General features: G+C 67.2%; 21 protein-coding genes. 10 read left to right on the top strand and 11 right to left on the bottom strand.

The window, feature by feature from the left end:
* Nucleotides 1-144 precede the first annotated feature (144 nt).
* The gene (locus tag FFS23_RS17450) at nt 145-1,791 is read left to right on the top strand and encodes a thiamine pyrophosphate-binding protein (protein WP_137899607.1); all 1,647 of its coding nucleotides are present in this window, start codon (nt 145-147) and stop codon (nt 1,789-1,791) included.
* Here FFS23_RS17450 and FFS23_RS17445 read toward each other — a convergent pair.
* The 5 genes from FFS23_RS17445 to thiS form a co-directional block, all read right to left on the bottom strand.
* Nucleotides 1,788-2,654 carry a type 1 glutamine amidotransferase gene (locus tag FFS23_RS17445; RefSeq protein WP_171009537.1) on the bottom strand — a complete coding sequence of 289 codons (867 nt, stop codon included), beginning with the start codon at nt 2,652-2,654 and terminating at the stop codon, nt 1,788-1,790. The genes FFS23_RS17450 and FFS23_RS17445 overlap by 4 nt on opposite strands.
* Nucleotides 2,651-2,845: a hypothetical protein gene (locus tag FFS23_RS17440; RefSeq protein ID WP_038660633.1), complete on the bottom strand. Its 195-nt coding sequence runs from the start codon at nt 2,843-2,845 to the stop codon at nt 2,651-2,653. Before FFS23_RS17440 ends, FFS23_RS17445 begins: the two co-directional genes overlap by 4 nt.
* Before the next feature lie 72 nt (nt 2,846-2,917).
* Nucleotides 2,918-3,202: a hypothetical protein gene (locus FFS23_RS17435; protein ID WP_038660635.1), complete on the bottom strand. Its 285-nt coding sequence runs from the start codon at nt 3,200-3,202 to the stop codon at nt 2,918-2,920.
* Between the two features lie 79 nt (nt 3,203-3,281).
* The gene (locus tag FFS23_RS17430) at nt 3,282-3,464 is read right to left on the bottom strand and encodes a CsbD family protein (protein WP_038660638.1); all 183 of its coding nucleotides are present in this window, start codon (nt 3,462-3,464) and stop codon (nt 3,282-3,284) included.
* A gap of 104 nt (nt 3,465-3,568) precedes the next feature.
* Nucleotides 3,569-4,576: a sulfur carrier protein ThiS gene (thiS, locus tag FFS23_RS17425; RefSeq protein WP_137899606.1), complete on the bottom strand. Its 1,008-nt coding sequence runs from the start codon at nt 4,574-4,576 to the stop codon at nt 3,569-3,571.
* Nucleotides 4,577-4,891: 315 nt separating this feature from the next.
* Here thiS and aroQ point away from each other — a divergent pair, with 315 nt between their 5' ends.
* The 7 genes from aroQ (at nt 4,892) to FFS23_RS17390 (ending at nt 11,193) form a co-directional block, all read left to right on the top strand.
* Nucleotides 4,892-5,326, top strand: coding sequence for a type II 3-dehydroquinate dehydratase (gene aroQ, locus FFS23_RS17420; protein ID WP_137899605.1), 435 nt, complete (start codon nt 4,892-4,894; stop codon nt 5,324-5,326).
* A gap of 14 nt (nt 5,327-5,340) precedes the next feature.
* Entirely contained in the window at nt 5,341-5,841 is a 501-nt protein-coding gene (accB, locus tag FFS23_RS17415) for an acetyl-CoA carboxylase biotin carboxyl carrier protein (RefSeq protein WP_038660644.1), read from the top strand.
* Nucleotides 5,842-5,844: 3 nt separating this feature from the next.
* Complete coding sequence (gene accC, locus FFS23_RS17410; RefSeq protein WP_137899604.1) at nt 5,845-7,197, top strand: acetyl-CoA carboxylase biotin carboxylase subunit; 1,353 nt, start codon at nt 5,845-5,847, stop codon at nt 7,195-7,197.
* A 134-nt stretch (nt 7,198-7,331) separates the two neighbouring features.
* Nucleotides 7,332-7,673 (top strand): arsenate reductase family protein, encoded by a 342-nt coding sequence (locus FFS23_RS17405; RefSeq protein ID WP_137899603.1) that lies wholly within the window; start codon nt 7,332-7,334, stop codon nt 7,671-7,673.
* A gap of 177 nt (nt 7,674-7,850) precedes the next feature.
* A complete protein-coding gene (locus FFS23_RS17400; protein WP_137899602.1) occupies nt 7,851-8,189 on the top strand; it encodes a P-II family nitrogen regulator in 339 nt (112 codons plus the stop codon).
* A 96-nt stretch (nt 8,190-8,285) separates the two neighbouring features.
* Complete coding sequence (gene glnA / locus FFS23_RS17395) at nt 8,286-9,698, top strand: type I glutamate--ammonia ligase (RefSeq protein ID WP_137899601.1); 1,413 nt, start codon at nt 8,286-8,288, stop codon at nt 9,696-9,698.
* A 148-nt stretch (nt 9,699-9,846) separates the two neighbouring features.
* Nucleotides 9,847-11,193, top strand: a complete 1,347-nt coding sequence (locus FFS23_RS17390; RefSeq protein WP_137899600.1) for a glycoside hydrolase family 27 protein — start codon at nt 9,847-9,849, stop codon at nt 11,191-11,193.
* 4 nt (nt 11,194-11,197) lie between these two features.
* Here FFS23_RS17390 and FFS23_RS17385 read toward each other — a convergent pair whose 3' ends face one another.
* The 6 genes from FFS23_RS17385 to rpiA form a co-directional block, all read right to left on the bottom strand.
* Nucleotides 11,198-11,944: an HAD-IIB family hydrolase gene (locus FFS23_RS17385; RefSeq protein WP_137899599.1), complete on the bottom strand. Its 747-nt coding sequence runs from the start codon at nt 11,942-11,944 to the stop codon at nt 11,198-11,200.
* Nucleotides 11,941-12,762, bottom strand: a complete 822-nt coding sequence (locus FFS23_RS17380) for a Cof-type HAD-IIB family hydrolase (protein WP_137899598.1) — start codon at nt 12,760-12,762, stop codon at nt 11,941-11,943. Before FFS23_RS17380 ends, FFS23_RS17385 begins: the two co-directional genes overlap by 4 nt.
* Nucleotides 12,759-13,742, bottom strand: coding sequence for a phosphogluconate dehydrogenase (NAD(+)-dependent, decarboxylating) (gene gnd / locus FFS23_RS17375; RefSeq protein ID WP_137899597.1), 984 nt, complete (start codon nt 13,740-13,742; stop codon nt 12,759-12,761). The genes FFS23_RS17380 and gnd overlap by 4 nt, the downstream gene beginning before the upstream one ends.
* A gap of 340 nt (nt 13,743-14,082) precedes the next feature.
* Complete coding sequence (gene tal, locus FFS23_RS17370) at nt 14,083-15,207, bottom strand: transaldolase (RefSeq protein ID WP_137899596.1); 1,125 nt, start codon at nt 15,205-15,207, stop codon at nt 14,083-14,085.
* Nucleotides 15,200-17,275 (bottom strand): transketolase, encoded by a 2,076-nt coding sequence (gene tkt / locus FFS23_RS17365; RefSeq protein ID WP_137899595.1) that lies wholly within the window; start codon nt 17,273-17,275, stop codon nt 15,200-15,202. The genes tal and tkt overlap by 8 nt, the downstream gene beginning before the upstream one ends.
* An 80-nt stretch (nt 17,276-17,355) precedes the next feature.
* Nucleotides 17,356-18,063 (bottom strand): ribose-5-phosphate isomerase RpiA, encoded by a 708-nt coding sequence (gene rpiA, locus FFS23_RS17360; protein WP_502702153.1) that lies wholly within the window; start codon nt 18,061-18,063, stop codon nt 17,356-17,358.
* Between the two features lie 189 nt (nt 18,064-18,252).
* On the opposite strand from rpiA, the gene FFS23_RS17355 reads away from it, so the two are divergent.
* Nucleotides 18,253-19,434, top strand: a complete 1,182-nt coding sequence (locus FFS23_RS17355) for an efflux RND transporter periplasmic adaptor subunit (RefSeq protein ID WP_245640851.1) — start codon at nt 18,253-18,255, stop codon at nt 19,432-19,434.
* 142 nt (nt 19,435-19,576) lie between these two features.
* On the top strand, nt 19,577-22,804 hold the full coding sequence (locus FFS23_RS17350) for an efflux RND transporter permease subunit (protein ID WP_137899593.1): 3,228 nt from the start codon (nt 19,577-19,579) through the stop codon (nt 22,802-22,804).
* Nucleotides 22,805-22,808: the final 4 nt, after the last annotated feature.

Below are 22,808 nucleotides of genomic sequence, written 5' to 3'. Positions count from 1 at the left end.
CGGTGCGCACCGTCCGCCCCGCCTACCCCGCCGGCAACCGCCCCGGCTGGTTCGATTTCGGCGACCGTTCGCGCGTCTGACGCGACCGCCGCGCCCGGATCGCCGCCGCTCGACTTCCGCGGCGTGACCGGGCAAGATCGCATCATGGAGACCATCTCGCGCACCGGCGGCCAAATTCTGGTCGATCAATTGCTTGCACAGGGTTGTGAGCGGATTTTCACGGTGCCGGGGGAAAGCTTCCTCGCCGTGCTCGACGCGCTCCACGACGCGCCGGACATCGCGACGGTGGTCTGCCGACAGGAAGGCGGCGCGGCCTATATGGCCTGCGCCGACGGCACGCTCACCCACCGCCCCGGCATCGCCTTCGTGACGCGCGGGCCCGGTGCGACCAATGCCGCGATCGGCGTCCATGTCGCGCGGCAGGATTCGCAGCCGCTGATCCTCTTCATCGGCGACGTCAACCGCACCACCCGCGACCGCGAGGCCTTCCAGGAAATCGATTTTCCCGCGATGTTCGCCCCGATCGCCAAATGGGCGGCGCGCATCGACGATGCCGCGCGCATTCCCGAATATGTCGCCCGCGCCTATGCGGTGGCGATGAACGGCCGGCCCGGCCCGGTGGTGCTGGCGTTGCCCGAGGACATGCTGCGCGACACCGCCGCGGTCGCCGACCGGCCCCGTGTCGAACGCCTGCCGCAGGGCTGCGACGAAGCCCCGCTCGAACAGCTCACCGATCTGCTCGCCACCGCCGAGCGGCCGCTCGCGATCGTTGGCGGCGCCGGCTGGGACGGCGTCGCCGCGCAGGATTTCGCCGCCTGGGCCGATCGCACCGGCGTCCCCGTCGCCACCGCCTTCCGCCGGCAGGATGCAATCCCCAACGCCTGCCCCAGCTACGCCGGCAACCTCGGCTACGGCCCCAATCCGGCGCTCGTCGCGCGGGTGAAGGATGCCGACCTGCTGATCGTCGCGGGCGCGCGGCTCGGCGAGGCGACGACCGACGGCTATACGCTGATCACCCCCGATCACCCCGGCCAGCGCCTCGTCCACGTCCATCCCGATGCGAACGAACTCGGCATGACCTATCGCACCGATCTGGCGATCTGCGCCGGCATGGCCGAATTCGCCGAGGCACTGGTCGCGCTCGACGGCCCGCCCCATCCCGGCGGTGGCGAGGCGCATGCCGAATGGCTGCAATGGTCCACGCCCGCGCCGCGCGACGGCGTTACGATGGACCTCGGCCCCTGCGTCGCCGCGATGCGCGAACAGCTTCCCGCCGACACGATCATCTGCAACGGCGCCGGCAATTACAGCGGCTGGTGGCACCGCTATTGGCACTATCCCGCCCCCGGCACGCAGCTCGCGCCGACCGCCGGGGCGATGGGCTACGGCCTGCCCGCCGCGGTCGCCGCCGCGCTCCGCTATCCCGAGCGGCAGGTGGTCGCGCTCGCCGGCGACGGCTGCTTCCTGATGAACGGTCAGGAACTCGCCACCGCCGTCCAGCACGATGCGCAGCTGCTGGTGCTGGTCGTCGACAACCAGGCCTATGGCACGATCCGCATGCACCAGGAGCGCGAATATCCCGGCCGCGTCGCCGCCACCACGCTCGCCAATCCCGATTTCACCGCGCTCGCCCGCGCCTACGGCTGCTGGGCCGAGACCGTCGAGCGCACCGACGATTTCGCCCCCGCACTCGCCCGAGCGATCGAACAGCGCGGCGTCCGCCTGCTCCACCTGCGCACCGACGTCGATGTGATCACCCCCGCCACCACGCTCGGTAAGCGATCGGCCTAGCCCCGCCCGCGCGCCGCGCGGGTCGGCACCACCAGCCGGTCGAGGAAATTGCGCAACTCGGTCATCCGCGTGCGCGGCTCGGTCACCTGCTCGTCGAGACCCAGCCGCCACGCCAGATCGCGCCGATCGGGCGCGTCGTGCAACGCCTCGACCAGCGCCGCATGCGTCGCCACGTCGAGCGCGTCGCGCGCCAGCCCCAGCGCGACCAGATCGTCCGCCTGCCGCCGTAGCGCCGCCGCGACCTCGCGCAGCGAGATTTCGGGATGATATTGCACGCCCCAGAAGATGCCGCCGTCGTGGCGGATCTCGGCCGCCTGCACCTCGGTGACGCCGTTCGAGGCGAGCAGCCTGCCGCCCGCGGGCAGGGTCGCCACCTCGTCGCTATGCACCGCCGGCACGTCATAGGCCGGCGGCCGACCGGCGAGCAGCGGATGATCCTGCCCCGCCGGCTGCCGCACGATGCGCCGTGCGAACCCCGCCTCGCGTCGCGCGCCCATCGCCCGCACGGTGCCGCCCGCCGCGACGACCGCGACCTGCAAGCCCGCACACGACCCGAACGCCGGTGTCCCCGACCGATAGACCGCGCGCATGAAGTCGATCTCGCGCCGCGCCTCGGGCGTATCCTCGTACAGATGAAGCGGCGACCCGGTCAGGATCACCCCGTCATAGCCTTCGAGCCCGCCCGCCGGCGCCGCCGCATCGTGATCCGCCGGCTTGACCCGCTCGCAGACCGCATCGGGGACCAGCACGCCGAGCCGCTTGAGGAACGTCTCGCCCGAACTGCGCCCGACGCTCTCACGCCGCGTTTCGCGCGCCGCCGGCGGCTCGCTTTCGGCCACCAGCAACCGCAAGGGCATCGTCATCCGTCGGCCGGTTTCGTCGTCACGGTCCTGCCGCGCTCGATCAGCGCGTCGATCGCTTCGGTTTCCAGCCGCCCCGCCGTGATCAGCGCGGCCTCCGGAGTCAGCGACACGGCGACCCCATCGGGGCCATCGACGATGATCTCACCATGTTCATGGCTGACCGAGGACGGAGTGTTGTACGGCGTGGTCATTAGACACTAACAAGCCATATTAACCGATGTGTCCGTCACCCGGACAAAATTGTCCCCGGTCAGGCCATGCCGTCAGCGCAGCTTGTCGCTGCCGTTGATCAACGCGGCCTTCTCGCCGTCCGACATCGCGGCGGCGTTGACGTCGGCATCGTCGATCGCATCCGCCTGCTGGCTCGCGCTCTTGCGCTCGGCCTTGGCCTGATCCTCGAGATTGTCCGCCTGCGCTTCGAGCGAGTCGGCGCGGTTGTCGGCCGCGGCCTTGACGTCGCTGCCCAGCTTGTCGTCGCCCTTGCCACCGCATGCGGCGAGCGACAGCGCCATCGCGCCTGCGCTCAGCGCGATCATCATCTTCTTCATCTGCGTCGTCCCTGTTGAATATGGAAAGGGCCGCCCCGCTTCCCCGGGACGGCCCTTTGCCGGTCATCTCACCCGAAGGTCAGATGTTGTCGCCGAGCGCGCCCTTGACGCCGCCCTTGAACTTCTCGCCCTTGCCTTCGGCCTGCTGGGCCTTGCCCTCTGCGGTCAGGCTGGCATCGTCATTGTGCTTGCCGATGGCTTCCTTGGCGTTGCCGATGGCTTCGTTGACGGTGCCTTTGATCTTGTCGGTGAGCTCGCCCATGAGGACCTCCTGCTATGACCGCGCCCCGCCAACCGGGCCGCTTGATCTACAGCAAGGACAACGGGTTGGGAACGGACCGGTTCCGTGACAAATGCGTCAGGCGGTCAGATCAGCCCGGCGAGCGGGCTTGACGGATCGGCATAGCGGCGCTGCCCCATCCGCCCGGCGCGATAGGCGAGCCGCCCCGCCTCCACCGCCGACCGCATCGCCGCCGCCATCATCACCGGGTCCTTCGCCTCGGCGATCGCGGTGTTCATCAGCACGCCGTCGCAGCCCAGCTCCATCGCCACCGCCGCGTCCGACGCGGTGCCGACCCCGGCGTCGACCAGCACCGGCACGCCCGCGCCCTCGACGATCAGCCGGATCGTGATGCGGTTCTGGATGCCCAGCCCCGACCCGATCGGCGCGCCCAGCGGCATGATCGCCACCGCGCCGGCATTCTCCAGCCGCTTCGCCGCGATCGGATCGTCGACGCAATAGACCATCGGCTTGAAGCCTTCGTTGGCGAGGATCTCGGTTGCGCGCAGCGTCTCGTGCATGTCGGGATACAGCGTCTTCGCCTCGCCCAGCACCTCGAGCTTGACGAGGTCCCAGCCGCCCGCCTCTCGCGCCAGCCGCAGCGTACGGATCGCGCTCTCCGCGTCGAAACAGCCCGCGGTGTTGGGCAGATAGGTGACCTTCTTGGGATCGATGAAATCGGTCAGCATCGGCGCGTTGGGATCGCTGACGTTGACCCGGCGCACCGCGACGGTGACGATCTCCGCCCCCGATGCTTCGAGCGCGGCGGCGTTCTGCGCGAAATCCTTGTATTTGCCGGTGCCGACGATCAGCCGCGACCGGAACGTCCGCCCCGCCACCGTCCAGCTGTCGTCCGCGATCGGCTTCTGATGATCGCCGCCGCCGACGAAATGGACGATCTCGATATCGTCGCCGTCCTCGACCCGCACGTCCTTCAGCGTCGAGCGCGGCACGACCTCGAGATTGCGCTCGACCGCGACCTTCTCCGGCACCAGCCCCAGCTCGGTAGCCAGTTCGGCGAGGCTCAGCCCCGCATTGACGCGCTTATGCGCGCCGTTGACCGTGATCGAAACCGTTCCGTCGCTATGGGGCATCAGGCTTAACTCCTTGGCGCCCCATCTAGGCGCGTGATCGTCGGTGTCCACCTTCGCAAGGCTGATTCACGCGAAGGCGCGAAGGCACGAAGATGGCTCGCCCGCGGCAGCGGGCTTCCCCTCTTCCGGGCGACCGTAGATAGCCGCGGCGCAGGAAAGGGCTAAGATCGTCCCGCGCGCCCTCTCTGCGCCTCCGCGCCTCTGCGCGAACCAACCCTTTTCCTCCTTCGCGCCTTCGCGCCTTCGCGCCTTCGCGCCTTCGCGTGAAAACAGACCTTCTTTGCACCGCCCGCCGAACAGCGATAAGCCCGCGCCATGACCGACACCATCTTCGTCCTCAACGGCCCCAACCTCAACCTGCTCGGCACGCGCGAGCCCGAGATCTACGGCGCCGACACGCTCGACGACATCGCCGGCCAGCTCGAGGATCGCGCCCGCGAACTGGGGCTGGAGATCGACATGCGACAGTCGAACCACGAAGGCCATCTGGTCGACTGGCTGCACGAGGCGCAGGCCCGCCACGCCAAGGCGGTGATCCTCAACGCCGGTGCCTTCACGCACACCTCGATCGCAGTCCACGACGCGATCAAGGGCATCAGTACCCCGGTCATCGAGGTGCATCTCTCCAACCCGCACAGCCGCGAAGACTTCCGCCACGTCAGCTTCGTCGGCCGCGCTGCGAAGGGAACCATCGCCGGTTTCGGTGCGCTCTCCTACACCCTTGCGCTTGAAGCCGCGGCGCGCTTCTGACAGGAGGCTCCCCCATGACCGACCAGACCAACTCCGGGGCCCAGACCCAATCGATGCAGGTTGACGTGAACCTCGTGCGCCAGCTCGCCGAACTGCTCGACGCCACCCACCTCACCGAGATCGAGGTGGAGGAAGGCGACCGCAAGATCCGCGTCGCGCGCAAGGCCGCCGCCGTTGCCGCACCCGTCCAATATGCGCCGCAGCCGATGGCCGCCGCGCCCGCGCCCGCCGCGGCCCCCGTCGCTGCCGAGGCCGGCGCGATGGCACCGACCGTCAGCACCGCCAATGCGGTCAAGTCGCCGATGGTCGGCACCGCCTATCTCTCCGCCGAGCCGGGCGCCAAGCCGTTCGTCGCGGTTGGCAGCACCGTCGCCGCGGGCGACACGCTGCTGATCGTCGAGGCGATGAAGGTGATGAACCCGATCACCGCGCCGACCGCCGGCACCGTCCGCCAGATCCTGATCGAGAACGGCCAGCCGGTCGAGTTCGACCAGCCGCTCGTGGTGGTCGAGTAAGGCATGCGCCCGATCAAGAAGCTGCTGATCGCCAACCGCGGCGAGATCGCGCTGCGCATCCATCGTGCCTGCCACGAAATGGGCATCACCACCGTCGCGGTCCATTCCACCGCCGACGCCGATGCGATGCACGTGCGGCTTGCCGACGAGGCGATCTGCATCGGGCCGCCGGCGGCGACCGACAGCTATCTCAACATCCCCAACATCATCTCGGCGGCCGAGATCAGCGGCGCCGACGCAATCCATCCCGGCTACGGCTTCCTCAGCGAGAATGCGCGGTTCGCCGAGATCGTCGAGATGCACGACCTGTTGTTCGTCGGCCCCAAGCCCGAACATATCCGCACGATGGGCGACAAGGTCGAGGCGAAGCGCACCGCGGGCGCGCTCGGCCTGCCGCTCGTTCCCGGCTCGGACGGCGCGATCAGCGATGTCGCCGAGGCGAAGGCTTTGGCCGCGGAGATCGGCTATCCCGTCATCATTAAGGCGGCGAGCGGCGGCGGCGGCCGCGGCATGAAGGTGTGCACCGGCCCCGAGCATCTCGAAACGCTGATGCAGCAGGCCGGCACCGAGGCGAAGGCGGCGTTCGGCGACGCCACCGTCTATATGGAAAAATATCTCGGCAACCCCCGGCATATCGAATTCCAGGTCTTCGGCGACGGCAACGGCAACGCCATCCATCTCGGCGAGCGCGACTGCTCGCTGCAGCGCCGCCACCAGAAGGTGCTTGAGGAGGCCCCCTCCCCGGTCATCACCGCCGAGGAGCGCGAGCGGATGGGCGGCATCGTCGCCAAGGCGATGGCCGACATGGGCTATCGCGGCGCCGGCACGATCGAATTCCTGTGGGAAGACGGTGACTTCTACTTCATCGAGATGAACACCCGGCTGCAGGTCGAGCATCCCGTGACCGAGATGATCACCGGCCTCGACCTCGTCCGCGAACAGATCCGCATCGCCGAGGGCCATCCGCTGACGCTGCGTCAGGAGGACGTCCAGTTCCGCGGCCATGCGATCGAATGCCGGATCAACGCCGAGGACCCGCGCACCTTCGCCCCCTCGCCGGGTCTGGTGAAGCAATATCACGCGCCCGGCGGCATGCACGTCCGCGTCGATAGCGGCCTCTACGCCGGCTACCGCGTCCCGCCTTATTACGATTCGATGATCGCCAAGCTGATCGTCTACGGCACCACGCGTCAGGGTGCGCTGCGCCGCCTGCGCCGCGCGCTCGAGGAATTCGTGATCGAAGGCCCGACGACGACGATCCCGCTGCATCAGGCCTTGCTCGACGATCCGGAATTCCAGGACGGCCAATATACGATCAAGTGGCTGGAAGAATGGCTGGCCAGACAGGCCGACTAAATCCTCCCCGGCACGGGGAGGTGGCAGCGCGCCAGCGCTGACGGAGGGGGGCTTCCACGCGGCGATCCCCCTCCACCACCAGCCTGCGGCCGGCGGCCCCCCTCCCCGTGCCGGGGAGGAATTAGGAGCGAACGATGCACGCCACCATCTACCACAATCCGCGCTGCGGCACGTCGCGCAACACGCTGGCGCTGCTCACCGACGCGGGCGCAGACGTCACCGTCATCGAATATCTCAAGCACCCGCCGACCGTGGCTGAGCTTTCACGTCTCTACGCCCGCGCCGGCATCAGCCCGCGCGACGGCCTGCGCCTCACCGAGCCTGATGCCAAGGCGCTCGCGGATAGCGATGCGGACGACGCGACGATCCTCGAAACCATGACGATCAACCCGATCATCATCCAGCGCCCGCTGGTCGAGACCGACAAAGGCGTCGTCCTCGCCAGACCGCCCGAAACCGTCCGCACGATCCTGTAACCCCATTCCTCCCGCCGCATACCGCCCGCTGCCCGCACAACGGGCAAACCGGCCGCATCTGCCCGTTTTCCAAGCAGCAATTCGCGCCGAATCCCGGTTGCCCCGAGGGGCTTGGGCTGGCACGTTTGGTGCACTGTCCGCGCTCGGAGCGCGGGCTCCGGTAGGGGGCATATTGCCGTGAAGAAGGTCGAAGCCATCATCAAGCCGTTCAAGCTGGATGAGGTGAAGGAAGCACTGCACGAGATCGGCGTCAGCGGCATCACCGTGACCGAGGCCAAGGGCTTCGGCCGCCAGAAGGGCCATACCGAACTCTATCGCGGCGCCGAATATGTCGTCGACTTCCTGCCCAAGGTGAAGCTCGAGGTCGTCGTCGACGACGCGCTCGCCGAGCGGGTGGTCGAGGCGATCGCCAATGCCGCGCAGACCGGCCGCATCGGCGACGGCAAGATCTTCGTCATCCCGGTGGAGGCCGCGCTGCGCATCCGCACCGGCGAACGCGACGAGGCCGCGATCTAAACCGTCACCGAACCGTCACCCCGATGTCCGTCGGGGTCGCCTAATTACGACACGATCCCGGCCGTCGCCGGGGCACCGATAAGGAAAGAGCTGATCATGGCTGCCACCGCCAACGACATTCTGAACAAGATCAAGGAAGAAGAGATCGAGTGGGTCGATCTGCGCTTCACCGACCCCAAGGGCAAATGGCAGCATCTCACCATGGTCGCCGGCCTGATCGGCGAGGACGAACTGACCGACGGCCTGATGTTCGACGGCAGCTCGATCGAGGGCTGGAAGGCGATCAACGAGTCCGACATGGTGCTCAAGCCGGATCTCGACGCGGTCTACACCGATCCCTTCTCGGCGACGCCGATGCTGATCGTGTTCTGCGACGTCGTCGAGCCGTCGACCGGCGAGCTCTACGCCCGCGATCCGCGCTCGACCGCCAAGCGCGCCGAGGCCTATCTGAAGACCACCGGCATCGGCGACACCGTCTACGTCGGCCCGGAAGCCGAATTCTTCATGTTCGACAACGTGCAGTTCGACACGAACTATGCCGCGTCCTATTTCAAGATCGACGATATCGAGCTGCCGACCAACACGGGTCGTGAATATGAGGGCGGCAACCTGGGCCACCGTCCGCGCGCCAAGGGCGGCTATTTCCCGGTCGCGCCGGTCGACAGCGCCGTCGACATCCGCGGCGAGATGGTCTCGACGATGATCGAGATGGGCCTGCCCTGCGACAAGCATCACCACGAGGTCGCCGCCGCGCAGCACGAGCTCGGCATGACCTTCGGCACGCTGACCACCACCGCCGACCGCATGCAGATCTACAAATACGTCGTCCACCAGGTCGCGCACGCCTATGGCAAGTCGGCGACGTTCATGCCGAAGCCGATCAAGGAAGATAACGGCTCGGGCATGCACACCCACTTCTCGATCTGGAACGGCAAGACGCCGCTGTTCGCGGGCGAAGGCTATGCCGGCCTGTCCGAGATGTGCCTGTTTTTCATCGGCGGCATCATCCGTCACGCCAAGGCGGTCAACGCCTTCACCAACCCGACCACCAACAGCTACAAGCGGCTGGTGCCGGGTTACGAAGCGCCGGTGCTGCTCGCCTATTCGGCGCGCAACCGTTCGGCCTCGTGCCGCATCCCCTATGGCACCGGCCCCAAGGCGAAGCGCGTCGAGATCCGTTTCCCCGATGCGATGGCCAACCCCTATCTCGCTTATGCGGCGCTGATGATGGCGGGCATGGACGGCATCCAGAACAAGATCCATCCGGGCGAGGCGATGGACAAGAATCTGTACGACCTGCCGCCGGCAGAACTCGCCCAGGTGCCGACCGTCTGCGGTTCGCTGCGCGAGGCGCTCGACAGCCTAGAAGCCGATCACGACTTCCTGCTCAAGGGCGACGTCTTCTCGAAGGACCAGATCGAGGCCTATGTCGAGATCAAGCGCGGTGAGGTCGCCCGTTGGGAAATGACCCCGTCGCCGGTCGAATACGATATGTACTACAGCGCCTGAGGTGCGGCGACGACCGCACCGGTGCGCGCAAGCGCACGGGCGCTGTCGGCCAGCCTCATGCAATGAGGACTGACGGCCCGGCTTCGCCGGGTCGTGAACTGAAGGGCGCCCGCAACGATCGGGCGCCCTTTTGCTTTGGAGAGGACTGATGACCCAGCCGCATCTCAACCGCCGTGCCTTGCTCGGCGCCGGCACTGCCGCCGCCCTAGCCGCGACCACCGCCGGCACGGCATCGGCGGCGACCGCGCCCCTCGCCCCGCGCCCGCCGATGGGCTGGAACAGCTGGAACAGCTTCGCGACGACGATCAACGAGGCGCAGGCGCGCGAGACCGCGGCAATCATGCAGGCCAAGCTGCTGCCCTTCGGCTACGACGTCTTCACCATCGACATCCAATGGTACGAACCCAGCGCGTCGAGCTACACCTATAGCGACACGCCGCAACCGACATTGGACGGCTACGGCCGCCTGCTCCCCGCCCCCAATCGCTTTCCGTCGAGCGCAGGCGGCAAGGGGTTCGCGCCACTCGCCGCCGATGTGCATGCGATGGGCCTGCGCTTCGGGATCCACCTGATGCGTGGCATTCCGCGCCTCGCCGTCGAGCGCAACCTGCCCGTCTTCGGCACCCGCTACCGGGCGAAGGACATCGCCGACACGACGAGCATCTGCCCGTGGAACCCGGACATGTACGGCGTCGACATGACCCGCCCCGGCGCGCAGGCCTATTATGACAGCGTCTTCGCGCTCTACGCCGGCTGGGGCGTCGATTTCGTCAAGATGGACGACATGAGCCGCCCCTATGACGCGCACGCCCCGGAGATCGAGGCGGCACATGCCGCGATCCAGCGCACCGGCCGGTCGATCGTGCTCAGCCTGTCCCCCGGCGAGACGCCGGTGGCACGCGCCGACCACGTCCGCCGCCATGCGCAGATGTGGCGGATCAGCGACGATTTCTGGGACGAATGGTCGATGCTGGAGGCGCAATTCACAAGGCTGGAGAATTGGCACGCGGTCGACACCAGCGGCGGCTGGCCCGATGCCGACATGCTGCCGCTCGGCCAGCTCGCGCTCGGCGCCCGCGCGACCAAATTCACCCCCGACGAACAGCGCACGCTGATGACCTTATGGGCGATCGCCCGCTCGCCCCTCATCATGGGCGGCGACCTGCGCCACCTCGACGCCCCGACGCTGGCGCTGCTCACCAATCGCGCGGTGCTCGCGGTCAATCAGGCGAGCCGCGACAACCGCCCCCATTTCGTCGCCGACGGCACGCGCATCTGGTCGGCGCGCCCGGTGGATGGCGGAGGCGTCTACGTCGCGCTGTTCAATACGACGGCGAAGCCGATGGAGGTCGGCCTGCCACTCGCGATGCTGGGACTGCCGGCGACGGTGGCCGCGACCGACCTGTGGGCCGGACAGACGATCGGCCGGGCAACCCATCGCTTCACCCGGCCGATCCCGCCCCATGGTGCGGGGCTGTATCGATTGCAGCCCTGAGGGCTTATTTCTGGCAGGCGACGATCGCGGTGACGACCGAGATCGTTTCCTCCGGGTCGCGGACGCGCACCGTGTCGAGGCCGAGTTCCTTCGCGGGATAATCGTTGCCGCCCGGGAAGATCGCGTCGCCGATGAACATCATGCTGTCCAACGGAATGCCGCTCTCGTCACGCAGCTTCTTGAGGCCATAGGCCTTGTCGACGCCCTCGCGCGTGATGTCGATCGAGGTCGCGCCGCCCATGTTGATCGACAGGCCCGGCAGGCGCTGCTTGAGATCCGCCTGGATGACCTTGCGCTTCTCGAACTTGGGATCCCAATGCTCCTTCTCCTTGATCGGCGCTTCCTGGCCGAGCGCGGAGAAGGTGATCTGGCTGCCGCGATCCTCGATCCGCTCACCCCAGGTCTGTTCGGGGGTGAAGCCAGTCGCCTCGAGCGATTCGTCGAACGCCTTGAGGATCTTCGCCTTGGTCTCGTCGTCGAACAATTCGGCGTAGACCGGATTCCAGGCGCCGTCGCGATAGGTGTAGAGCTTGGTGCCGGTGGTCGGCATCAGCCACAGCTTCGACAGGTCGGCGCGCGCCGGCAGGCGGCTCGCCACCTGCTTCTGGAACTGCGGCCAGTCGCCGCCCGAGATCACCGCGACATGCGCCACGCCGAGCAGGTCGGCGAGCGCTTCGCCCATCGGTTCCTGCAGGGGCTGCTTGCTCTCGGCCAGCGTTCCGTCGAGGTCGAAGGCAACCAGTTGTTTCATGCAGCCACTCCAATGCGGGGAAAGATGATGGTGTCGATCGCGTGCGCGACGCCGTCCGCGTCATTGCCGCTCGTAACCTCATGAGCAATAGACTTAACCGGATCGGGCGCATTGCCCATGGCAATTGCGAGGCCGGCGCGTTCCAACATCGGGACATCATTATATTGATCGCCGAGCACCGCGACCGCGGCGAGCGGCTGGTCGAACGTCTTGGCGAGCGCGATCAACCCGTCGCCCTTGTTGGCTGCCAGTGCGGTGACGTCGAGATAATAGACCTGGCTCTGGACGATCGTCGCATCCGTGCCATGCGCCGCCTTGCAGCGTTCGGCGAGCGTGGCGAGCATCGCATGATCGTCGCTGACGAAGGTGATCTTGTCGACATGGTCGAGCAGATCGGCGAAATCGCTGGTGACGATCGGGTCCTGATTGGACGCGCGCCGCTCGCTGTCGACATGCGCGCCGACATCGGTCGAGGCATACCAGAGGTTGTCGGCGAAGACCCAAACGTCGACCGGACTGTCGGCGGCGATCGCCATCACGCCGCGCGTCACCGCCTCGTCGACGATATGATGCTCGGCAACGCTGCCGTCGCGGCGGAAGATGATACCGCCGTTGAACGCCGCCATCGGCGCGTCGATCGCCAGCGTCTCGGCGATCGGCAGGATACCCGACATCGGCCGCGCGCTGATCACGGTGAAGCCGATCCCCGCCGCCTCGAGCCGGCGCACCGCCTCGGTCGTGGCGGGAGTCAGCTTCTTCTGCTTGTCGACGAGCGTGCCGTCGATGTCGGACACGACCAGCCGGATCGGCGGACTCACTGCGGCATCTCGACATGGCCGCCGAAGCCGAAGCGCATCGCCGACAGCACCTTGTCGCCATAGGTATGCTCGACGCGGCTGCGATAGCGCGCGAACAGCGAGGCGGTGAGCACGTTGGCCGGCACTTTCTCCTCCATCGCCGCGTCGATCGTCCACTGACCCTCGCCCGAATCGGCGACGCTGCCCGAAAAGCCTTCCAGCTTCTCGTCCTTGGCGAGCGCGATCGCGGTGAGATCGAGCAGCCACGACGAGATGACGCTGCCGCGACGCCAAACTTCGGCGATGTCGGTCATGTTGAGGTCGAAACGTTCGTCCTCGGGCAATTTGTCGCTGTTCTTCGATTTCAGGATGTCGAAGCCTTCGGCATAGGCCTGCATCAGGCCATATTCGATGCCGTTGTGGATCATCTTGACGAAATGGCCGGCGCCGGCGGGGCCGGCGTGGATATAGCCCTTTTCGGCGCGTTCATCGACGACGTCGGCGACGCGGCCCGGCGTGCGCGCAATGGTGCCGAGGCCCGGCGCGAGCGCGTCGAAGATCGGGTCGAGCAGGTTGACCGTCTCGGTGTCGCCGCCGATCATCATGCAATAGCCGCGCTCCAGCCCCCAGACGCCACCCGAGGTACCGACGTCGACATAATGGACGCCCTTTTCGGCCAGCGCCTTGGCGCGGCGGATATCGTCCTTGTAGAAGGTGTTGCCGCCGTCGATGACGATGTCGCCGTCCTTCGCGCCTTCGCCGATCGCGCCGATCGTATCCTCGGTCGGGCCGCCAGCGGGGAGCATCACCCACCAGATCGCCGGGCTGTCGAGCTTCCCGCGCACGTCGTCGAGCGAATTGGCCGCCTCGGCGCCGTCCTTGGCGAGCGCCTGTACGGCGTCCGCGTTGCGGTCGTAGGCGACGATCTCATGCCCCGCCTGCATCAGCCGGCGCGCGATATTGCCACCCATGCGGCCGAGGCCGATCAGTCCGATCTTCATGCTTGCTGTCCTGCCGATTGTTATGATGCGTGATAAACGGGGCGGCGGCGTCGGAGTTGCGATGGGTCGCGAGACGCTGCGTTTCGCCGAAGGTCACCGGGCTTGTGCGGTCGGGCTCGGAGCATCTCAGCTTCCCACCCGTCACCCCGGACTTGTTCCGGGGTCCACCGGGCCGCGGGGGTTTCGCCCGAACCTCCAGCCGTTCTCCTCGCCGCGGAGTAGACCCCGGAACAAGTCCGGGGTGACGGTGGGATGGAGACCGCCGTCCCGGGCGACTGCGAGCGGGGTAACCGGGAGGATGAGCGGGTCGCCCCGCCCTGGATCAGGACGGGGCGGCGGGTCATGCCGTTGCCGGCTGCTTGGCGGCGATCGAGCCCAGCAGGTCGTCGAACGCCTTGGCGAAGGAGGCGACGCCCTGCTCGACCAGCGTATCGGTCACGCCGTTGAGATCGAGCCCGAGCCGTTCCGCCTCGGCGAGCACCCGGCGCGCCTCCTCGACGTCGGCGGTCAGCGTCTCGGCGACGGTGCCGCGCTCGCGGAACGCGTCCATCGTCGCGGGCGGCATCGTATTGACCGTGTCGCGGCCGATCAGCGTGTCGACGTAGAGCGTGTCGGGATAGGCCTTGTCCTTGACGCCGGTCGAAGCCCACAGCAACCGCTGCGGCTGCGCGCCCTTGGCGGCGAGCGCCTGCCAGCGATCCGACTTCTCGAAGTCGAGGAACCACTGATAGGCCATCTTGGCATTGGCGATCGCGACTTTGCCGCGCAGTCCCTTGAGCGTCTCCGCCTCGGGGTCGTTCTCGGCGACGCGGCGGTCGATCTCCTTGTCGATCACCGCATCGATGCGGCTGACGAAGAAGCTGGCGACGCTGGCGATCCTGTCGATCGGCTGCCCCTGCCGCACCCGCTCCTCGAGGCCGGCGGCATAGGCCTCGGCGACGCGGACATAAGCGTCGAGCGCGAACAGCAGCGTCACGTTGACGTTGATGCCCTTGGCGATCGTCGCGCTGATTGCGGGTCCGCCGGCGAGCGTGCCGGGGATCTTGATCATCAGATTCTCGCGATCGACCGCATGCCACAGCTTGCCGGCCTCGGCGATCGTCGCATCGGTGTCGTCGGCGATATAAGGCGACACTTCGAGGCTGACGTAACCGTCCTTGCCGGCGAGCCGGTCGTAGACGGGCTTGAGCGTTTCCGCCGCCGCCTTGATGTCCTGGATCGCCAGATGCTCGTAGCGGTCGATCGTCGCCGCGCCGGGATTCTCCTTATCGAAGGCGGCGAGCGTCGCGTCATAAGCATCGCCGTGCCCCATCGCCTTTTCGAAGATCGACGGGTTGGAGGTGACGCCGGTCAGGCTGTCCTCCTTCACCAGCGTCTCGAGGCCACCGGCCTCGAGGAACTTGCGATCGACGAAATCGAGCCAGACCGCGGTGCCCGCGGCGCTCAGGTCGTTGAGCTTACCCATTGTTGGTCTCCAGCATCTCACGGACCACCTTGACGACATTGTCGAGGGTGAAGCCGTATTTGTCCTGCAGCTTCGATATGGGGGCGGAGGCACCGAACGTCGACATGGTGATCGTGCGGCCCTTCAATCCGACATAGCGATGCCAGCCCATCTCGCCCGCCTGCTCGACCGCGAGCCGCGACGGCACCGACGACGGCAGCACGCTCTCCTTATACTCTTCCGATTGCAGTTCGTAGCGATACCAGCTCGGCATCGACACGACGCGGCTCTTCACGCCATCGGCGAGCAATTGCTCGTGCGCCTTGACGACCAAAGCCAGCTCGCTGCCGGTGGCGATCAGGATCACCTCCGGCGTGCCGTCGCAATCGGCGAGAACATAGCCGCCCTTCAGCGTCCCCTCGGCCGGCGCATATTTGCTGCGGTCGAGCGTCGGCAGCGCCTGACGCGAGAAGATCAGCGCGGTCGGACGGCTCGCATCCTCCAGCGCCGCACGCCAGGCATAGGCGACCTCGTTGGCGTCGCCCGGACGGATCGTGTCGAGCCCCGGGATCGCGCGTAGCGTCGCGAGATGTTCGATTGGCTGGTGGGTCGGTCCATCCTCGCCGACGCCGATCGAATCGTGGGTGAACACCCAGATGCTGGCGAGCTCCATGATCGCCGACAGGCGGATCGGCGCGCGCATGTAGTCGGCGAACACCAGGAAGGTCGAACCATAGCTGCGCAGGTGCGACAGCGTCATGCCGTTGACCACGCCGCCCATGCCATGTTCGCGGACGCCGAAGTGGAAGTTCTGGCCGCCGTAATTGCCGGGCTCGAACGACGCCGCGCCCTTGATGTCGGTCTTGGTCGACGGCGACAGATCGGCGGAGCCGCCGATCAGCCACGGCACCCGATTGGCGAGCGCGTTGAGCACCTTGCCGCCCGAGTCACGGCTGGCGAGACCCTTTTCGTCGGCGGGGAATTCGGGGATGTCCGCATCCCAGCCCTCGGGCAGCTGGTCCTTGAGCATCAGCTTCAGCTCGCCGGCAAGGTCGGGATAGGCCTCGCCATATTTAGCAAAATTGGCTTCCCATTCCTCGCGCAACCCGGTGCTGCGGTCGGCGAGTGCGCCCTTGAAATGCTCTGCGACGCCTTCGGGGACGTAGAAGTCCTTGTCCTCGGGCCAGCCATATGCCTTCTTGGTGGCGCGGACATTGTCCTCGCCGAGCGGTTCGCCGTGCGCCTTCTCGCTGCCCGCCTTGGGGCTGCCCCAGCCGATCACCGAATGGACGACGATGAAGGTCGGCCGGTCGTTGGTCGCCTTGAACGTCTCTATCGCCTTGGCGAAGGCCTTGGTGTCGTTGGCGTCGTCGAGATGGATGACGTTCCAGCCATAGGCCTGGAAGCGCAGGCCGACGTCCTCGTCGAACGCCAGCTCGGTGCCGCCCTCGATCGAGATATGGTTGCTGTCGTAGATCCAGCAGAGGTTCGACAGCTTGAGGTGGCCGGCGAGGCTGGCGGCCTCGGCGGCGACGCCCTCCATCATGTCGCCGTCGCCGCACAGCGAATAGACGTCATGGTCGAACAGCGTGAAATCGGGGCGGTTGTAGCGCGCGGCGAGCCAGCGCTCGGCGATCGCCATGCCGACCGAATTCGAGCAACCCGCACCGAGCGGCCCGGTCGTCGTCTCGACGCCGGTGGTGTGACGATATTCGGGATGGCCCGGGGTGCGCGAGGCGAGCTGGCGGAAGCCCTTGAGATCGTCGAGCGTCAGCGCTTGGCGGCCGGTCTTGTTGCCCTCGGCGTCGATCTCCTCGATGCCGGCGAGGTGGATCAGCGAATAGAGCAGCATCGACGCATGTCCGACCGACAGCACGAAGCGGTCGCGGTTCGGCCAGTCGGGCTTGGCGGGATCGTAGCGCAGGAATTGCGACCACAAGGTATAGCCGACCGGCGCAAGCGCCATCGGCGTGCCGGGGTGGCCGGAATTGGCCTTTTGTACCGCGTCCATCGACAGGGTGCGGATGGTATCGATCGTGAGGCGTTCCAGCGAACCGTCTTCGTGGATCGCGGTGTTGGTATCGGTCATGGGATTAAAGGCCCTCGCTCTTACCCTGCGTCGAACGCCTGCACGCCCGATCTGTTGCGGTTGGATCGGCCTTAGCGAGACTAATCGAGCCGTTCCAGCCGCGAAACGGTCCCATCCTGGGCAAAATAGGCGGCATCGACCTCGTCTAGGAACAGTCCGTGGCCGAGCACGCCGGCAATTCCGTCAAGCCAAGCCGCTGATTCGCGGGGATTTTGCAGGTCGATCCGGCAATCGACAATATTGTTGCCATTGTCCGTCACATACGGCCCGTCGGGGCCGGGACGCAGCACCGCCCCCTCCCCCAGTCGCGCCAGCAGCGAGGCGCGGGCGAACGGCAGGATCTCGACCGGCACGGGTGCGCCGGCGCCGATCGCGGCGACGCGCTTGCCGCCGTCGGCGATGACGACCATCCGGTCGGAGGCGGCGGCGACCACCTTCTCGCGCAGCATCGCGCCGCCGCCGCCCTTGATCGCGAAGAAGCGCGGATCGATCTCGTCGGCGCCGTCGATCGTCAGGTCGAGCCGCGGCACGTCGGCGAAGTCGAGCATGGCGATGCCGGCGCGGCGCGCGAGCGCCTCGCTGGCGCGCGAGGTGGCGACCGCGCGGATGCGCAGCCCCGCCGCGACGCGCGCGCCGATCGCCGCGATCGCATGCGCGGCGGTCGATCCGGTGCCCAGCCCGACCAGCATGCCGTCCTGCACCTCCTGTGCGGCGGCCGCACCGGCGCGCGCCTTTTCCGTGTCCGCGTCCATGCCGGCTCCTTTCCACACTGCGACAAATTGCGACATTAATAACATGGGTGTCGGGTTGCTTTTACGCCACGATCCCCGCCAATGGGCCAGCAAGAGCAACCAATCGCCATGGCCACGCATTGTCGCGCCGGTCACGGCTGCGCGAGTCGAGACACGAGCCGGGTGACATACTTGACCACATTATCCTTTCGGGGCCGCCGGCTAGGTGCCGGCGCCGCTACTGCCGTGGTCCTGCTGACCCTCGCCGCCTGCGGTGGCGGCGGCGAGTCGCAATCGAAGGGCAAGGGCGGCGCGGGTGGTCCCAACAAGGGGCCGACCACGGTCGGCTATGTCGTCGTCCAGCCGACCGACGCCGCGATGGTCACCGAACTCGCCGCGCGCACCAACGCCTATGAAAGCTCGGACGTACGGCCGCAGGTCAACGGCATCATCCGGCGCCGCTTCTTCACCGAAGGCTCGCTGGTGAAGCGCGGCCAGCCGCTCTACGAGATCGACCCGCGCCTCTATCGCGCCGCGGTCAACGAGGCGCAGGCCAATCTGCAGAGCGCGCGCGCCAATCAGGAAGCGCAGCGCGTCCAGGCCGAGCGCTACAAGCCGCTCGCCGCGATCCAGGCGGTCTCGCAGCAGGAATATACCAACGCCGTCGCCACCGCGCGGCAGGCGACCGCCTCGGTCGCGCAGACCGGCGCGGCGCTCGAGACGGCGCGGATCAATCTCAAATTCACCACCGTACCCGCGCCGATCACCGGGCGGATCGGCCGCTCGCTGTTCACCGTCGGCGCGCTCGTCTCGGCGAGCCAGACCGATCCGCTCGCGCAGATCCAGCGGCTCGACCCGATGTTCGTCGACATCCAGCAATCCGCCGCCGACATGCTCGCGCTGCGCCGCAGCCTTGCCCAGAACGGCGTGGTGCCGACGCGCGCGGTGGTGCGGCTCAAGCTGGAAGACGGCAGCGATTACGGCCAGACCGGCAGCGTCGAATTCTCCGAAGCGTTGGTCAACACCGAGACCGGCACGGTGACGCTGCGCGCCAGCATCCCCAATCCGCAGGGGCTGCTGCTGCCCGGCATGTTCGTGCGCGCCCGCTTCGCCCAGTCGATCAACCAGCGCGCCTTCCTGGTGCCGCAGGAGGCGCTGACCCGCGACGCCAAGGGCGCCGCGACGGTGATGCTGGTCGGACCGAACGGCAAGACGGTGCAGAAGCCCGTCACCGCCTCGCGAACGCAGGGCCGCTTTTGGGTGGTCACGTCCGGCCTGAATGCCGGCGACAAGGTCATCACGCAGGGGCTCAACAACCTGAAGCCGAACGCGCAGATCAAGGCGGTGCCGGCGAACAGCCCGCAGGTGGTCAAACCGCCGCAGGGCAAGGACGGCCAACAGGGTAACGCCCAAAGCAAGGCGGGCTGAGCCTGATGCCATATCCTTCCTCCGTTCGTGCCGAGCCTGTCGAAGCACGGGTTGCCGCAAGCGCGCGTTCCATTCGTGACGCTGCCCTTCGACAGGCTCAGGGCGAACGGTCTCTCATCACCGCGTCAGGCTGTGTCGTCCTATGATCAGCCGCATCTTCATCGATCGCCCGATCTTCGCCTGGGTGCTGGCGATCATCGTCATGCTCGCCGGCGTCGGCTCGATCCTCAGCCTGCCGATCGCGCAATATCCCGACGTCGCGCCGCCGCAGGTGTCGATCCGCGCCACCTTCCCCGGCGCCAATGCGCAGACGCTGCAGAATTCGGTGACGCAGATCATCGAGCAGCAGCTCACCGGCATCGACGGCCTGCTCTATTTCGCCTCGTCCTCGTCGAGCCGCGGCCAGGTGACGATCACCGCCACGTTCGAGAAGGGCACCGATCCCGACATCGCGCAGGTGCAGGTGCAGAACCAGGTGCAGCAGGGCGTCGCGCGCCTGCCGCAACAGGTGCAGCAGCAGGGCCTCGTCGTCCGCAAGTCGAACCCGGACAATCTGCTGATCGTCGGCGTCTATGACGAGACCGATCAGCGCACCAACATGGACGTGTCGGACTATCTCGTCTCGAACCTTCAGGACCCGCTCGGCCGCGTCCACGGCGTCGGCGACGTCAACGTCTTCGGCTCGCAATATGCGATGCGCATCTGGCTCGATCCGTCGCGGCTCGCCAGCTATTCGCTGATCCCCGCCGATATCAGCACCGCGATCCAGAACCAGAACACCGAGGTCGCGGCGGGCGAGGTCGGCGGCCTGCCCTCCGCGCCCGAGCAGATGCTCAACGCGACCGTCACCGCCCAGTCGCGCCTCCAGACGCCCGAGCAGTTCCGCCAGATCATCGTCAAGACGCTGCCCTCGGGCGCCACGGTCCGCCTGTCCGACGTCGCGCGGATCGAACTCGGCGCAGAAAGCTACGCCTCGGTCAGCCGCATCAACCGCCATCCCGGCGCCGGCATCGCCGTGCTGCTCGCCCCCGGTGCCGACGCGCTGGAAACGGCCGAGCTGGTCAAGGCGGAGGTCGCGCGTGTCGCCAAGACCTTCCCGCCCGGCCTCAAGGTGGCCTATGCCAACGACACCACCGCCTTCATCGAATTGTCGATCGAAGAGGTGGTCAAGACGCTGATCGAGGCGGTGATCCTCGTCGTCATCGTCATGTTCGTCTTCCTGCAGAGCTGGCGCGCGACGCTGATCCCGACGATCGCGGTGCCGGTCGTGCTGCTGGGGACGTTCGCGGTCTTCCACCTCGCCGGCTTCTCGATCAACACGCTGACGCTGTTCGGCCTCGTCCTCGCCATCGGCCTGCTCGTCGACGACGCCATCGTCGTCGTCGAGAACGTCGAGCGGCTCATGGAGGAGAATCCTGACATGAGCCCGCGCGAGGCGACGATCGAGTCGATGAACGAGATCACCGTCGCGCTGATCGCGATCGCGCTCGTCCTGTCGGCGGTGTTCCTGCCGATGGCGTTCTTCGGCGGCTCGACCGGCGTGATCTATCGCCAATTCTCGCTGACCATCGTCGCGGCGATGGTGCTGTCGGTGCTCGTCGCGCTGATCCTGTCGCCGGCGCTGACCGCCTCGCTACTCAAGCAGAAGTCGCAGGAGGCCGAGGAGGCGCAGGGCTTCAAGCGCCGCTTCCCGCGCGTCGCCGGCTGGGGGACCAAGGCGTCGACCTGGTTCAACACCAATTTCGAACGCGGCGTCGAGCGCTACACCAATGCGGTGCGCGCGGTCGTCGATCGCAAATGGCTGTTCCTGCTGATCTATCTCGGCGTGGTCGCGTTGCTGGCGATCCTGTTCCTGCGCCTGCCCACCGGCTTCCTGCCGACCGAGGATCAGGGTTCGGCGATAGTCCAGTTCCGCCTGCCCGCCGGCGCCACCCAGGCGCGGACGATCGAGGTGCAGAAGCAGGTCGAGAATTACTTCATCCAGAACGAAGGCAAGAACGCCTCGGTGCTGTTCACCGTCGCCGGCGGCGGCGGTGGCGGCGCGAGCGGCCAGAATACCGGCCAGGGCTTCCTCAACTTCGTCGACTGGTCGGAGCGCAAGGGCAAGGAGAATACCGCCGACGCGATCACCGGTCGCGCCTCCGCCGCCTTCCGTGGGCTGCGCGACGCGCAGGTGTTCGCGCTGGTGCCGCCGGCGGTCCGCGGTCTTGGCCAGTCCGACGGCTTCACGATGGAGCTGCAGAACACCGGCGGCCTGTCGCAGGACCAGTTCAACGCCGCGCGCGACAAGTTGCTGGCGATGGCCAATGCCGATTCGATGCTCGCCTCGGTGCGCCTCACCGAATTGCCCGACATCGCGACGCTACGCGTCGACATGGACCAGCAGAAGCTGTCGGCGCTCGGCCTGACGCAGAGCAACGCCAATAGCACGCTGACCACTGCCTGGGGCGGCCAGTACGTCAACGACTTCATCGACCGCGGCCGCGTCAAGCGCGTCTACGTCCAGGGCGATGCGCAATATCGCGCCTCGCCCGAGGACCTGAAGCAATGGTTCGTACGCGGCTCGAACGGGCAGATGGTGCCCTTCTCGTCCTTCGCCAGCACCGGCTGGGCGACCGCACCGACGACGCTGTCGCGGTTCAACGGCATCTCCTCCTATGAATTCCAGGGCTCGGCCGCATCCGGCAAGAGTTCGGGCGATGCGATGACGCGGATGGCCGAGCTGGCGTCGCAAATCCCCGGCACCTCAGTGAGCTGGGCCGGCCTGTCCTATCAGGAGCGTCTGTCCTCCGGTCAGGCACCGCTGCTCTACGGCCTGTCGATCCTCGTCGTCTTCCTGTGCCTCGCGGCGCTGTACGAGAGCTGGTCGATCCCCTTCGCGGTGCTGCTCATCATCCCGCTCGGGCTGATCGGCGCGATCGCCTTCGTCACGCTGCGCGGGCTGACCAACGACGTCTATCTCCAGATCGGCCTGCTGACGACGATGGGCCTCGCCGCCAAGAATGCGATCCTGATGATCGAATTCGCCGAACAGGCGGAGCGCAAGGGCGCGCGCGTCTTCGACGCCGCGCTGGAAGCCGCCAAGATCCGTCTGCGGCCGATCCTGATGACCAGCTTCGCCTTCATCTTCGGCGTGCTGCCGCTGGCGATATCGACCGGTGCCGGCGCCAACAGCCGCATCGCGATCGGTACGGCGGTCATCGGCGGCATGCTGTCGGCGACCTTCCTCGCGATCTTCTACATCCCGTTGTTCTTCGTGCTCGTCCGCCGCGGCGTCCGCGATGGCATCGCCAAGCTGCGCGGCCGCCCGACCGGCCATCAGGGCGGCAAGGAGGACAAGGAGCCCCCCGCCCCGCCGATGCCGCCCTGATGGC

This window comes from Sphingomonas sp. 2SG (assembly GCF_005503285.1).
Classification (GTDB): domain Bacteria; phylum Pseudomonadota; class Alphaproteobacteria; order Sphingomonadales; family Sphingomonadaceae; genus Sphingomonas; species Sphingomonas taxi.
Note: the sequence above shows the minus strand (reverse complement) of the source record. Positions and strands in the feature narration are given on the sequence as shown.